At 50.8% G+C, this 13,860-nt stretch carries 11 protein-coding genes; 5 read left to right on the top strand and 6 right to left on the bottom strand.

The window, feature by feature from the left end:
- The 6 genes from rsxC to znuC all read right to left on the bottom strand — a co-directional run.
- Window positions 1-1,852: electron transport complex subunit RsxC (gene rsxC / locus AC6R0L_RS07090; RefSeq protein ID WP_500628716.1), on the bottom strand; the 1,852-nt coding region annotated here is incomplete at its 3' end.
- A gap of 8 nt (window positions 1,853-1,860) precedes the next feature.
- The gene (gene rsxB / locus AC6R0L_RS07085; RefSeq protein WP_334551134.1) at window positions 1,861-2,445 is read right to left on the bottom strand and encodes an electron transport complex subunit RsxB; all 585 of its coding nucleotides are present in this window, start codon (window positions 2,443-2,445) and stop codon (window positions 1,861-1,863) included.
- A complete protein-coding gene (rsxA, locus tag AC6R0L_RS07080; RefSeq protein WP_334551133.1) occupies window positions 2,445-3,026 on the bottom strand; it encodes an electron transport complex subunit RsxA in 582 nt (193 codons plus the stop codon). Before rsxA ends, rsxB begins: the two co-directional genes overlap by 1 nt.
- Window positions 3,027-3,160: 134 nt before the next feature.
- A complete protein-coding gene (locus tag AC6R0L_RS07075; RefSeq protein ID WP_500628715.1) occupies window positions 3,161-4,306 on the bottom strand; it encodes an HD domain-containing phosphohydrolase in 1,146 nt (381 codons plus the stop codon).
- 270 nt (window positions 4,307-4,576) lie between these two features.
- Entirely contained in the window at window positions 4,577-5,359 is a 783-nt protein-coding gene (znuB, locus tag AC6R0L_RS07070; protein WP_500628717.1) for a zinc ABC transporter permease subunit ZnuB, read from the bottom strand.
- Window positions 5,352-6,140 carry a zinc ABC transporter ATP-binding protein ZnuC gene (gene znuC, locus AC6R0L_RS07065; protein WP_500628714.1) on the bottom strand — a complete coding sequence of 263 codons (789 nt, stop codon included), beginning with the start codon at window positions 6,138-6,140 and terminating at the stop codon, window positions 5,352-5,354. The genes znuB and znuC overlap by 8 nt, the downstream gene beginning before the upstream one ends.
- Window positions 6,141-6,220: 80 nt before the next feature.
- Between znuC and znuA the strand changes: the two genes are divergently transcribed.
- The 5 genes from znuA to AC6R0L_RS07040 all read left to right on the top strand — a co-directional run bounded on the left by znuA (window position 6,221) and on the right by AC6R0L_RS07040 (window position 13,837).
- On the top strand, window positions 6,221-7,096 hold the full coding sequence (gene znuA, locus AC6R0L_RS07060) for a zinc ABC transporter substrate-binding protein ZnuA (RefSeq protein ID WP_500628713.1): 876 nt from the start codon (window positions 6,221-6,223) through the stop codon (window positions 7,094-7,096).
- Between the two features lie 287 nt (window positions 7,097-7,383).
- Window positions 7,384-10,665, top strand: coding sequence for a helix-turn-helix domain-containing protein (locus tag AC6R0L_RS07055; RefSeq protein WP_500628712.1), 3,282 nt, complete (start codon window positions 7,384-7,386; stop codon window positions 10,663-10,665).
- 441 nt (window positions 10,666-11,106) lie between these two features.
- On the top strand, window positions 11,107-11,337 hold the full coding sequence (locus AC6R0L_RS07050) for a FeoA family protein (RefSeq protein ID WP_334551126.1): 231 nt from the start codon (window positions 11,107-11,109) through the stop codon (window positions 11,335-11,337).
- Entirely contained in the window at window positions 11,334-13,610 is a 2,277-nt protein-coding gene (feoB, locus tag AC6R0L_RS07045) for a Fe(2+) transporter permease subunit FeoB (RefSeq protein ID WP_500628711.1), read from the top strand. Before AC6R0L_RS07050 ends, feoB begins: the two co-directional genes overlap by 4 nt.
- Window positions 13,607-13,837 carry a FeoC-like transcriptional regulator gene (locus AC6R0L_RS07040; protein WP_500625763.1) on the top strand — a complete coding sequence of 77 codons (231 nt, stop codon included), beginning with the start codon at window positions 13,607-13,609 and terminating at the stop codon, window positions 13,835-13,837. The genes feoB and AC6R0L_RS07040 overlap by 4 nt, the downstream gene beginning before the upstream one ends.
- Window positions 13,838-13,860: the final 23 nt, after the last annotated feature.

The following is a 13,860-nucleotide window of genomic DNA, read 5'->3' as shown; positions in this document are numbered from 1 at the left end:
GCTTGTGCTCTTCAGGTGTCTCTTCGCTACTGTTACTTGCTAATGCGGCTTTGCGCGCTTTCGCTCTGGCCACAGCAGCGGCGACGGCGGAAGATTTGTCTGTTTCGCTTTGCTCAGCACTTTGAGTGGTTTCTTGTTGCGCTTTCTGCGCTTTTTTCTCGCGGGCTTGACGCTTACGCTCTTCTCGCAACTTGGCCATTTCCGTGTTGTCCGGTTGGTCGCTGCTGCTTGTCGCTTGCTCTCTAGCCACTTCTTGTTTCGCTTTGGCTCTGGCAATCGCGGCGGCGACCGCTGGCTTGGTTTTGCTGTCTTCGCTTGTGGATTTTTGCGCTTTCACACGCGCGATGGCGGCGGCGATGGCGTCATCTCCTCCAGTGGCTTTCATCTCGCTGCGACGTTCATCCGCGGCCTTTTTGAAGCGATTCTCACGTTCGGCTTTGTCACGTTCCATACGCGCTTTTTTCTCTTCAAAGCGGAGTTTGGCGCGCTCTGCTGCTTGCGCTTCTTCTTTGCGCGTGCGTATTTCCGCTTTGGCCTGGCGATAATATTGCACAAGTGGGATCTCGCTAGGGCAGACGTACGCACAAGCGCCACATTCAATGCAGTCTTTTAGATTGAGCTCTTCACATTTTTCATACTCTTGCGATTTCGCATACCACTGCAACTGTTGAGGCAATAGTGACGCGGGACAAACCTCAGCGCACTGAGCACAGCGAATGCACGCCATTTCCGTACCCGCAGGGGCGATCTCGCGGCGAGTTGGGGCAAGAATACAGTTAGATGTTTTTGTGATGGGCACATTGGCGTGCGGCAAGGTAAAGCCCATCATTGGCCCACCCATGATCAATCGAGGTAGGCGCTTATCTGCTTGATAGCCGAACTCGTCGAGCAGCGCTTGAACTGGGGTGCCCAAAGCCGCAAGGACGTTGCGTGGTTGACGAAATGCATTGCCCGTTAACGTAACGATGCGCTCAATCAAAGGTTCACCATCCACAACGGCGCGTTTGATGGCGTACAGCGATCCAACGTTTTGTACCATCATCCCAATGTCCGCTGGGATGCCATCGGCGGGGACTTCTTTGTTAGTCAGCAGTTTGATGAGCTGCTTTTCACCGCCCGAGGGGTACTTAGTCGGTACGACACGAATGATCAGGTCTTTGTCTTGCGCTGCCGCTTCTAAGGCTGCAATCGCCTCAGGTTTGTTGTCTTCAATGCCGATCACGGTCAGCTTAGGCTTGAGAATATGCTCGACAATCTCGATGCCCGTGATCACCTCTTGTGCAAACTCTCGCATCAAGGTGTCATCGGCGGTGATGTAGGGTTCACACTCAGCGGCATTGATGATCAAAATCTCGGTACGCGAGAGGCCCGATTGAATCTTTTTCGCGGTAGGAAAGCCAGCGCCTCCCATACCAGAAATCCCCGCTAGGCGGATCTTTTCAATCAGAGCTTCTGGAGAGTGTTGGCTGAAATCAGGCCAAGGGGCTTTGTCATACCAGGTATCTTTGCCATCGGGTTGAATGACAATGCAGGTCTCCGACAAACCGGAAGGGTGGGCGGTGGTACGAGGCTCAATCGCCGTAATGGTGCCTGAGGTGGGCGCGTGCACGGGCAACGTGAACGTGACGTCGTACTTGGTTAACGGCTCACCTTTTAAGACGTGCGCACCGATATCAACCAGTAAGGTCCCTTCTTTGCCGATGTGCTGTTTGAGAGGCAGCACAATTTCAGTTGGCAACGAGGCGCGAACCAATTCACTGCCCAGCGACTGCTGTTTATTCTCTGGTGGGTGAATTCCCCCAGGAAACTGCCACAGCGTACCTGATTTAATTTGTTCGATTAATGACAACATACCAGTCCTTAATTCACGCTTTTCTGCGCGGAGGCAGAATCGGTAATATCAACAACAGGAATGGCGTCCAGTTGCCACTTCCAGTTCGCTGTAGTGTTTTCTACAGGAATCATTTCAATGCAGTCCGTTGGGCACGGCGCGACACACAAATCGCAGCCAGTGCATTCATCTTTAATCACGGTATGTAGCGCTTTGGTGCCGCCAACAATGGCATCAACCGGGCAGGCTTGAATGCACTTGGTGCAGCCAATACACATATCCTCATGAATAAAGGCGACTTTTTTGACGGCTTCATCTAGGTCATGCGCAGACTCTGTCGCTTCGACACCCATTAAATCCGCCAGCTTCTCAATGGTGGCTTGACCGCCGGGAGGACACTTGTTGATCTCGTCTCCTGTGGCGATCGCTTCCGCATAAGGGCGACAGCCAGGGTAGCCGCACTGGCCACACTGTGTTTGCGGTAAAATCGCGTCGATTTGATCGACGATCGGATCGGCTTCTACTTTGAAGCGGATGGAGGCGAAGCCCAAGATTGCGCCAAACAGCGCAGCAAGCGCGGCAATCGCGATAACGGCAATTAGGATGGCACTCATTACAGCTTCACCAACCCAGTAAAGCCCATAAAGGCGAGAGACATCAGTCCTGCGGTGATCATCGCAATGGACGCCCCTTTAAATGGGACTGGCACATCCGCAGCGTTAATACGTTCACGCATCGAAGCGAACAAAATCAGCACCATAGAGAAACCCACAGCAGCGCCAAAGCCGTAGATAATCGATTGGATAAAGTTGTGGTTCTCATTGATGTTAAGCAGGGCAACACCCAGCACCGCACAGTTGGTGGTGATCAACGGCAGGAAGATGCCGAGTAAGCGGTAGAGTGTCGGACTGGTTTTGTGTACCACCATTTCTGTGAACTGCACGACGACGGCGATAACAAGAATGAAGCTCATGGTACGTAAGTATTGCAACCCAAGCGGCAGCAAGATGTAGTTTTCTACTAAATACGCGCACACGGAAGCGAGGGTTAACACGAACGTCGTCGCGAGCCCCATACCAATAGCGGTCTCTAATTTCTTAGACACCCCCATAAATGGACATAAACCCAGGAATTTTACCAGTACAAAGTTGTTCACCAGCACAGTGCCGACCAACAACAAAAGATATTCGGTCATAGTTATATAATTTAGATATTCCGATCCCGACATTATCCTGCTTTGGATGCCTAATAACAACCAAGGAAAGATAAGGTTTTATATTGTTGAATGAAAATTATACGGGATCGTGCGTCGTTTGGTCAGCCAAGTCACTAATTTGTCGTCGCTCGTTCACTTGGGTCGAGTTCAGGATAGCGCTCTGATATCGCTTTTAGTTCGCTTTGATGCTCGCGCAGTGCATTGACGCAATCATGATCCAATTTACCCATCTGAACCATCTTTTCCAGCTCTAGCAGTGCGTAAAGAATCGACGACGCCTGTTTATACGGGCGATGGGTGATCAAAGCGTCAAAGATATTTGCGACGCAGACAATACGAGCGGCGAGAGGGATCTCATTGCCTTTTAGATGGCGAGGATACCCAGAGCCATCGAGAAACTCATAGTGGTGCGCAATGATGTGTAAAAACAGCTCAGCACTGGGGTGACCACTTGCGCCCGCTTGCTCAATGAACTCATGAATGATGGCTTCGCCCGCTTGAACATGTTCTCTGAGTGTGGCGAGCTCTACCTCGGTCAACTTACCGGGTTTACACAGTAGCTCTGCCGGTAGCGTGACTTTGCCAATGTCGTGATACTGCGAAAATAAGCTGAGGTGTTCAATGGTTTCGTCATCGAGATCGTATTTGAGCGCAAGGCCCGTTGCTATTACATGTGTAAAACTGGCGACGCGCTGTTTGTGCGCCCGAGATTCTCGTTGATAGAGCGGAAACTGCGCAGCGTGCTTGCAAGCGCAATTGATCAAGGTATCCACCAGCTGATACTCAGAAAAAATCGACAACCTCATCATCTCCAAGTAAGGCTTAAGGGTATCGAGCGCCGCCGGTGTAAACGCACCCTCTTGATAAGAGTTGAGGAAGATGAACCCAAGGAATCGATCATGGATAAAGGTTGGTATGGTCGCCGAAGATCGGTAGCCATCGCGCAGTAAAGACTCAATATGCGGCGAGCGGCGCAATGTTGTTAGGTGCGTCAAAATGACCGGGCTGCGCGATTGCAGGCTTTGGCGCAGCGTCGGTAATGAACTTAGTGGCGCTTCGTAATGGGTAATATTGAGCGAAAGCGAGGTACTGTCGGCGTAACTGCGCAGCAAATGATCTCTGTCGTCATACAGGGCAAAACTTAAGTGGTCGAGAGCGGGATGGTGAACTTGCATACGCTCCAACAAGCCGGTCATTTGCTCGTTTAGGTGATGGGTTTGTGCCAGTGAAGAGTGGCGATGCAGTGTTGAGTTTTCCATGATGCCCCCCTTACAAAATCAACGCCAACGATGAATCAAGAACGAACCGATTGTTGTGCCTCACTGGGTATTGAATGTGTGCACACTCAGTTTCGGCCACATAGCTTCGGACAAGCAGTAATCTGCAATCTGCAACTTACCTACTTAAGTGTAGACAGGGATGACTCGCTTAGTGGGGAAAGGTTAAGCTAAATGCGAAAGGCTTGATCCATCGCAAACTTGGGGAGAAAAAATGTAAAGCGCCGCTGATCGCGGCGCTTAGTCTATTGGTTAATCAATACGTTTTAACTGAGCGAGGATAAAACAGGTCGTCGCGCAGATGACGACAGATGGACCAGCCGGGGTATCGTAATGCCAAGAGAGCGACAGCCCACAGATCACCGCGACACTGCCAATCAGCGATGCAAAGCACGCCATTTGCTCTGGGCTTTTGGCAAAACGTCTTGCCGCCGCAGCAGGAATGATCAGTAGTGAGGTCATGATCAAGGCCCCGACGTATTTCATACCAATCGCAATCACTAGGCCGACCAGCAACATTAAAATCAAGCGCATCAAATCGACGTTATGGCCTTCGACAGCCGCCAACTCTTCATTGACGGTGGTAGAAATGAGCGGACGCCAGAAGACGATAAGCACCGCGCCAACGACGAGAGAGCCAAGGTAAATGTAGATCAAATCTGTGGGCGTGACGGCGAGCAAATCTCCGAACAAGTAGCTCATTAAATCAATACGCACGTGATCAAGAAAGCTGACGGCCACCAAACCGAGTGATAGGGCACTGTGGGCCAAGATCCCGAGTAAGGTATCGGTGGCGACCAACTGCTGGCGTTGCAACGTGACCAGAATCACCGCGAGCGCCAAACAGCAGACCACCAAGGCGAGATACAAGTTGATATTGAGCAAAAAGCCGAGTGCGATACCCATGAGCGACGCATGAGCCAAGGTGTCCCCAAAATAGGCCATTTTTCGCCACACGACGAATGAACCCAACGGACCGGAGATCGCCGCAATACCTAGGCCGGCAAAGAGTGAGGGGAGTAGAAACTCAATCATGATGATGGTGTCCGTGAGAATGGTGAGTACAGGCCGTTGCATCGCCCGCTACGGGTTGACCGGATAAATCATGATGATGGTGGTCATGCTGGTGGTGATAAAACGCCAGTGACTCACGCTGAGCTTGTCCAAACAGCGCAATATAATTGGGGTGCTGTGCAATGTCGGCAGGTGCGCCGGAGCAGCAGATGTGATGTTGCAGACAAATCACATCGTCGGTCTTGGCCATGACGAGATGTAAATCATGGGAGACCATAAACACCGCGCAGTTAAAACGGCGGCGTAGCGTATCAATCAGCTCATACAGATCGATTTGCCCTTGCACGTCGACCCCTTGCGCCGGTTCGTCAAGCACCAATAAATCTGGACGCTGTAACAGAGCCCGCGCGAGTAACACGCGTTGCGTTTCACCGCCAGATAGCGAATGCATATTGGCCATGAGCATGTGTTCTGCGCCCACCAGTTTGAGCGAGTCGATGATCTCTTGTTGGCTGTAACGCCCGGCTAGTTTAAGAAATCGCTCAACGGTCAAAGGGAGCGAATCATTCAGCTTGAGTTTCTGTGGGACGTAGCCGGTGCGCAGCCCTTTTTGGCGTGTGATCTGGCCGGTAAAGCGCTTCTGCAAGCCAAGCAGCACTTTGACTAAGGTGGATTTACCCGCGCCGTTTGGGCCAATCAAGGTGGTGATTTCGCCGCGTTTGATGGTCAAGGAGACCTTATCGAGCACTTTGCGCTCATCAAATTGGACCGAAATATTAGCTAGTTCGACGAGAGTCGACATGAATAGAACTCATTTGCAATTCAGTATTGTTATAATGTAACATTTATACTTTCTCAACGCTATAGAGCAGTCGTACATAAATGAAACGTTTCCTTCCTCTCTTGTTGCTTATCTTGAGCAGCAAGAGTGTCGTGGCCAGCGATATTATCGCGAGTATAAAACCGATCCAATTAATTTCGTATGAATTAACACTAGGCATCAACGAGCCGGATGTTTTATTGGCGGCCAACACCTCGCCGCACGATTATGCGCTGCGTCCCTCTGACGTGCGCCGAATCAACCAAGCGGATTTGATTATTTGGTTTGGCCCAGAACTCGAGCCTTTCCTTGACAAAATCCTGGAGGGGCGTGACAACGTGCTAACACTGAGCAAAATAGACGATCTCCCTTTGCGTGAATATCAGGGCGATCATCATGATCATGACGGTCACGATCATGGCAGTCACGATCCCCACTTTTGGATGGGCGTGGAGACGGCTTCTCAGGTGGCCAAAGCGATCAGTGCCAAGTTGATTGAGGTAGACCCAAGTCAGCAAGCAGCATATCAAGCCAACCTTGCTCAGTTTGAAGCGCGCCTGCGCCAGCAGCACAATGAGATTGCCGCTCAACTCAGCAAGGTGAAAGATCAAGGTTACTATGTCTTCCACGACGCGTATGGTTACTTTGAAGAGGATTATGGCCTCAATCAATTGGGTTTTTTCACTGTTAGCCCAGAGCGCAAGCCAGGCGCGAAGAGCTTGATTGCGATAAGGCAAGCACTGTCGAAGAAAGAGGCGAAATGCGTCTTTTCTGAGCCACAATATACGCCTGCAGTGGTCGAGTCCGTGACGCGAAATACCGACGTTAATCAAGGTGTGCTTGACCCCATCGGCGCAGACATCGTGGTAGAAGCTGGCGGTTATTTCAACTTTATGCAGCAGATGGCGGACAGTTTTGAGCAGTGCTTATCGGACTAAGACGTTCAGATATAAGAATGTTCAGATATAGAGCGCAGCGCAACGGACGTTTGGCGTAACGCGCTCAGCGCAGAGAGCGAGGGAAAGGGGAGACGACGTGTCTCCCTTTTTGCTTTCGGTCACAGCGATTTGCCACAAAGAATGTGATAAGTGAGACGCAAACACCTTGTAATGACCCAGCGTTGTTAGATAATTATCGACTCAAAATAACTGCGCAGCGACTCTTGTCGCTGTGCGTCATTGATAGCAACAGGTGTATTTTGCGCGTCGTCCCTTTATCAAAACTGATGACTCAACTCATCGCTTTCTGGCTGTGTTTGAGCGCACACGTTGTATTGGCCTCTTCAGAGGTCTTTTATTCTCTACCCAGTCAAAGTCAGGGTAAGGTCTTTGCTGCCAAACAGCTGTTTCTTGCTGAGGGGGGCGGTTTGTGGCTGCAAGATGTTCGCGCCCAAATCCTCTTTTTTGACGGTCAAAACGTGGCGCCGAACGTCGGCTCGGCGCTGACGCATGATGTCGATAAAGTTGCGTACGCTGACCATGCATTTTGGTCTTTCTTTCGCAATGAAATCTATCGAACGCTGCCAAATCAGGAGCGCGAACTGGTGTTGAGCCTCACTCCTGGCACTGACATTCATTCCATCGGCGCGTCGGGAGGGTACGTCTGGTTGGCCGATGAACGCTATTTTTATACCTACCATATCCCCAGTGGTGAACTCGATACGCTCTCTTTGATGGAGTTGTATCAGTTTACCCAATCCTCAACCATCATCATCAATGATGCGCAATTTGTCGTCTCCAAATGGGTGCTCGCCACCAATGCGGGCGCCTACGTCTCCGACCGACGTCATTTCGAACACGTGCCACTTTCGCAGCAGCATTACATTGAAAAGCTCCATTACTCCGCGAAGCGAGGCGAAATTGTGGTTGGGACCTTGTCGGGAGCGCTGGTGTTTAATATCCATCGTCCTACTCAAATGGTCGCCGACATTCCGGGTTCGCACGTGCTGAGCTTGGCAGAAACAGACGACGCGTATTGGATTGGTACTGAGCAAGGCCTGATTATTTACTCCCATAACGATGGCGCTGAACGCCGTCTTGGCTCGCAGCGTTTGGCCGGGCACCCGCTTTATGGAGAGCGTATCTACTCGATCGTCAACGATGAAGCGGGCGGTATTTGGTTAGCAACCGATAAGGGCGTGCGCTATTACTCCCTGTTTTCCCCCAATTTCCAGCGTTTTGATCCGCAATTGCTCAGCGAAGGAACGGAGCGAGAGCAACCCCTGATGTTGGAGCCAATGGCGCAGCGTCAAGGTTATTGGCTCTTAACGACACTCGGGCTCTATCAACTGGACCTTACCGATGGAGGGCAGAGGACATTAGTGTATCAAGGCGCTGTTAGTGATGTGATGGAGCATCAAGAGAGCTTGTGGCTCGCGACCTCCAATGGCGTGGTCACCTTGCCACTCAGTCGCCTTGCTGAGCCACAACGGGTATCGAATGCGCCGGCTGCCAAGTATCTTGAAGTCGACAGTCAGGGCTATATCTGGGGAGCCAATGATCAGCAGTTATGGCGCTATGATCCCGAGCGCGCACTGTTCCGTGTTTTTGTCTCGGATTGGATGTTAACGCAGTACCTCCCAGCGCAACTGACGTATCTCAAATCGGCCGGTGAGCGTTTGCTGATCGGCACCGATCATGGACTGTATTTGCTCGAGCGTGGTGTGATCAAGTTTGTTGATGACAGCAGCCAATACGGCGGCGTGAGCCACATTATTGAGGTGGCAGATGATGAGCTTTGGGTGGCTGGTCAATACGGGCTCTATCGTGTTGATACGGCGACAGGGATCACCGAATCGCTAGCGTTGATTGATGGTCATATCTCGCCAAAATGTTTGATGAGTAATGAACAAGGTATCTGGCTAACGACGTCCGCAGGGTTGTCGCAATACACATTGGCGGGGGAGCTCAAGGAGCACTATGGCGAGCCTTTAGGGCTGAGGAATAATGAGTTTGTCACTGGGCTTTGCGGCGCTAAATCTGGCCGCGAGCACACCTTGCTTATGGGCTCAAGCCATCATTTGATGACGGTGGATACTGAGCGTTTAGCAAGTCAAGCGCTCCCATCTGGTCGTGTCGTAGTCAGTCAAGTGAACGTTGGTCAGGAACGGGTCGCTTTGGGCCATTCACCGGATAGAAGACTAACCACAGAGTTTGGCGAGTCACTCTCCTTCCAATTTGGTGTGATGCCTCAGTTGAGTGGCGCGCAGATTGAGTATCGTTTAGATAACGAGCCTGCATGGCAAGTGTTGGAGGGGGTGACGCTGACCATCGAACACATGCTACCCGGCTTGCATCAATTGAGCGTGAGAGTGACACACAACGGCCGACGCACCGGTCAGGAAGACCGCTTTCAATTTCTCGTTAATAGGCCTTGGTACTTAGAGCACAGCTCGATAGGGGCGGCCGTGGTGTTGCTCTGTATGTGTATCGTCGGGATAGTGTATTGGCGATCGCGGCTAATGGCCAAAGCAAACCGAGCGCTTAAAGCGCAAGTGGAACTGAAAACCCACCAGCTTGAACACCAAAGCCGAGTGCTATTGGCGAATAATGTCCAGTTAAGGAAACAACTTCACATTCGGCGTCTTATTTACGCCCAATCTGTGGCGAGTTTGCAGAGCAAGTTGACGATGCCGCCATACAACAGTGCGGAGTTTAAACCTGTCGTTGATAGGCTCGGTCAAGAACTTGCGTTGTCGATTTTTGCCCGTGAAGCGAATAAAGAGGCGGATCTGGTTTACCACTTCAATCTCATTTTTCATGCGGCGATCGATGGTTGGCAAGAAGAGATTCGTAAATCAGGGCAGAGCTTGGATATTGAGTGGCCACAAGATCAAGCGGTTTATCTCTCTCTAAATGCGTTCAACCTCGACGAAATACTTAACGTGCTGATTGATAATGTCATTAAGCGCGGCTATCGCAACCAGACGGTGATGATGCGTATTGACCACAATGTTGAGCGCCTTGCTTTGACGGTGTTGGATCAAGGGGAGTCGATTGACCATGCGGATCTCGGCCAAGATTACCTGATGAAAATGAGCCAGTTGGTTGAGGCGAGCGGTGGTAGTGTGACGATTCACTGCTCAAAAGAGCGCAATATGCAGGAGTTTACGTGGCCAGTGAGCGATCACTTCACTGAGCGCTCAGCCGTCACGCAACTGCCGCACTCTGTGCAAAAAGAGAGTGACCCTTGGTTCGCCAAGCTAAAAGCCATTGTTGAAGCGCACTATGCGGAGGCGGATTTTGGCTTATCAAAGGCGGCGCAATTGCTCTATGTCTCAGAGCGCAGCCTTCAGCGCCGCTTAAAAAGCCATCAGCACACCACTTTTACCGAATATCTCAATGAAGTACGCCTCGATCATGCATGTCGACGTTTGCTAGCGGGGGAAAAAGTGTCGGATGTGGCGTTTGAATGTGGCTTTAACGATCCCTCGTATTTCAGTCAACGGTTTAAATATCGCTTTGGAATGTCGCCGACTCAATTTGTCGAAGGGCAGGGGGAAGAGTAAAAAAATAACGTGGTATAGCCGGGGGGACTATACCACGGGTGTCAATGACACCTTCGCTTGCTGCCGGAGTGGCGCGCTGCGCCACCTCTGGAATTCAATGTCACTTCAGGCTGTGCCCTAGCGACCTGTTCACTATAAATACCCGCACTTATTTTACTTATAAAATTAACGCCATTTTACTATAAGAATTGCGCCAATCGTTTTAAGTGCATGAATTTTGGTTATTTTATGTGGGTTTCTGATGGTTTTTTGTCATGTGGAATGTGGGAGAAGTCTGAACAAGTGTCCCATTTTGACGGTATTGACGAGGCGAAAATTAACAAAAGTGACGAGGACAAAAATGCAAAGATTGATTTCAGACAATATCTGACCGGGTAGAGAGAGATATTATCTCAATAACTAATAGTAATATTTCTCATTTACAATATCGATTGGTCTGTTATGCAATTATCTCAGCTTTCTCCGGGTCAAACCGCGACCATCATTGGCTTTGGTCAGATGTCAAAAGACGTGCGCAAGAAACTCATGGTCATGGGGCTTCTGCCTAATACGGCGGTAACCTTGATTCGTGTCGCGCCAATGGGAGACCCACTGCAAGTTGAAGTCCGCGGTGTCTCATTGGCCGTTCGTCAATCTATGGCCAACTCGATTGATGTAGAGGTGCGCGCATGAATTACCAAATTCTCACTGTCGGCAATCCAAACAGTGGTAAGACGACCTTGTTTAACGGCTTAACAGGCGCGCGTCAGCAAGTGGGTAACTGGGCGGGCGTGACGGTAGAGAAAAAGACCGGCCGCTTTCGCCATGCCGGTGACGACTTCTCTTTAACCGATCTGCCAGGTATCTACGCGCTTGATAGCGGGAACGATGGCAACAGCATTGATGAGTCTATTGCATCTCGGGCAGTGCTCACTCATCCGGCGGATCTTATCATCAATGTCGTTGATGCGACCTGTCTTGAACGTAGCCTCTATATGACTTTACAGCTACGCGAGCTCGGCCGACCGATGATCGTGGTGCTCAATAAGATGGACGCCCTAAAACGAGTCAGACAAACTATTGACGTCAACGCGCTAGAACGCGCTTTAGGTTGCCCAGTTTGGGCGCTCTCTGCCAACCGAAAGGGTGATGTTGAACAGTTTAAGGCGCATATCCATAAACGTTTAGTGCAAGGCATCGCGCCGAAAGCATTTTGCTTGAATTACGGTGATGCGTTTGAAGCGGCGATTGATTCGCTTGCATCGACCTTATCGAGTCAGGCTGAAGTGAATCCGCGTGCGTTGGCGATCCGTGCGTTGGAAAGTGACCGCTTGGTGCTCAACGGACTCACTCAAGCGTCAAGAGAAAAGGTACATGTGGCTCAGAGTCAATTGACGATGGATATTGATCTGCTGGTGGCAGATACCAAATATACCTATCTTCACCAATTGTGCCAACAGGTGCGTCGAGCCCAGGGAGTGTTAAGCCATTCATTCACACAAAATGTTGATAACGTCATTCTCAACAAGTGGGTTGGCGTGCCGTTTTTCTTTGTTGTGATGTATTTGATGTTTATGTTCTCCATCAACATCGGTAGCGCATTTATCGACTTCTTTGATATCGGTGTCGGCGCTTTGCTGGTCGATGGCGGCCACTATTTGCTCGATGATCATCTGCCCGTGTGGTTGGTGACCTTACTTGCCGATGGCATTGGTGGCGGTATACAAACCGTCGCCACCTTTATTCCTGTGATCGCGTGTTTGTATCTGTTTCTCGCCATTTTGGAAAGTTCAGGCTACATGTCTCGCGCTGCGTTTGTGCTGGATAAGGTGATGCAAAAACTCGGTTTACCGGGTAAAGCATTTGTGCCTTTGGTGCTCGGGTTTGGCTGTAACGTACCCTCCATTATGGCGACGCGCACGCTCGATCAAGAACGAGAGCGTAAACTGGCTGCCTCAATGGCGCCGTTTATGTCTTGCGGGGCTCGTCTACCGGTTTATGCGCTGTTTGCTGCCGCTTTCTTCCCGCAAAGTGGGCAGAACATTGTCTTCGCCCTCTACTTACTTGGCATTGTCGCCGCAGTGTTGACGGGTTGGGTACTTAAGCACACGCTCTACCCAGGTTCGAGTGAGAGTTTAGTGATGGAAATGCCGGACTATGAGCTACCGACGGTACAAAATGTGCTGATCAAAACTTGGCAAAAGCTCAAACGCTTTGTGCTTGGCGCGGGGAAAACCATTGTCATGGTTGTCGCGATCTTGAGTTTTATGAACTCGCTCGGCACTGATGGCAGTTTTGGTAATGAAGACAGCGAGCACTCGGTACTGTCGCAAGCGGCGGTGTGGGTCACACCGGTATTTGAGCCCATCGGTATTGAAGCGGACAACTGGCCGGCAACCGTCGGCATCATCACCGGCATTTTTGCAAAAGAAGCGGTGGTCGGCACCTTGAATAACCTCTACGCGCCCGCGCAAGGTGAAGAGAGTGAGTATGATTTATTAGCCAGTATGGAAGAGGCGTTTGCCTCGATCGGCGATAACTTGATTGGCCTGAGCTTTAGCGACCCGTTGGGCATTTCCGTGGGAGATTTATCCGACACCGAAGTGGTGGCAGAAGAGCAAGCGGTGGACGCATCGATTTTCGGTAACTTAAAGCAGCATTTTGCTTCTTCTCACGCAGCGTTCGCCTATCTGGTATTCATATTGCTCTACACACCGTGTGTGGCGGCGATGGGAGCGTATGTGCGTGAATTTGGCGCTCGATACGCGCGCTTTATTGCCGTATGGACGATGGGGTTGGCTTACGGTAGCGCGGCCTTGTATTACCAAGTGGCGCATTTTGCCGATCATCCTCTAAGTAGCAGCGTGTGGATTGCGGGGATTGTCGTTGTCAGTGGAGGCGTTTGGCGTGCTCTTAAAGTGGCGGGAAGACGAGAGCAAGCGTCGCTAGAGGTGCAAACCGCATGATCGTCTCAGAGCTAAAAGCTTACATTGATCAATATGGTACGGTGACCCAAGCCGAGCTTGCCAAGCGTTTTTCGTTGTCGCTCGATGGGGTCGATGCCATGTTGGCGATATGGTTACGCAAAGGCAAACTGTCTAGGATAGATGATGTCAACGAGCACAACATTACGGTTCGGACACGATATGTGTCCGTCCGAAATGACCAGATTGCTATCATCACTAGCATGTAGACGTCCGCTTCTGTGGTGTTCGA

Source organism: Vibrio sp. R15-SG3-ISO1A (assembly GCF_059833955.1).
The sequence above is the reverse complement of the archived record's forward strand: the minus strand, read 5'-3'. Positions and strand labels throughout refer to the sequence as shown.

Bases quoted from the DNA above. Each gene is read 5' to 3' on its own strand.
- rsxA (WP_334551133.1), bottom strand. From the start codon at position 3,026: ATGACCGAATATCTTTTGTTGTTGGTCGGCACTGTGCTGGTGAACAAC.
- znuA (WP_500628713.1), top strand. From the start codon at position 6,221: ATGAAACGTTTCCTTCCTCTCTTGTTGCTTATCTTGAGCAGCAAGAGT.
- znuC (WP_500628714.1), bottom strand. From the start codon at position 6,140: ATGTCGACTCTCGTCGAACTAGCTAATATTTCGGTCCAATTTGATGAG.
- AC6R0L_RS07040 (WP_500625763.1), top strand. From the start codon at position 13,607: ATGATCGTCTCAGAGCTAAAAGCTTACATTGATCAATATGGTACGGTG.
- feoB (WP_500628711.1), top strand. From the start codon at position 11,334: ATGAATTACCAAATTCTCACTGTCGGCAATCCAAACAGTGGTAAGACG.
- AC6R0L_RS07075 (WP_500628715.1), bottom strand. From the start codon at position 4,306: ATGGAAAACTCAACACTGCATCGCCACTCTTCACTGGCACAAACCCAT.
- AC6R0L_RS07050 (WP_334551126.1), top strand. From the start codon at position 11,107: ATGCAATTATCTCAGCTTTCTCCGGGTCAAACCGCGACCATCATTGGC.
- rsxB (WP_334551134.1), bottom strand. From the start codon at position 2,445: ATGAGTGCCATCCTAATTGCCGTTATCGCGATTGCCGCGCTTGCTGCG.
- znuB (WP_500628717.1), bottom strand. From the start codon at position 5,359: ATGATTGAGTTTCTACTCCCCTCACTCTTTGCCGGCCTAGGTATTGCG.
- AC6R0L_RS07055 (WP_500628712.1), top strand. From the start codon at position 7,384: ATGACTCAACTCATCGCTTTCTGGCTGTGTTTGAGCGCACACGTTGTA.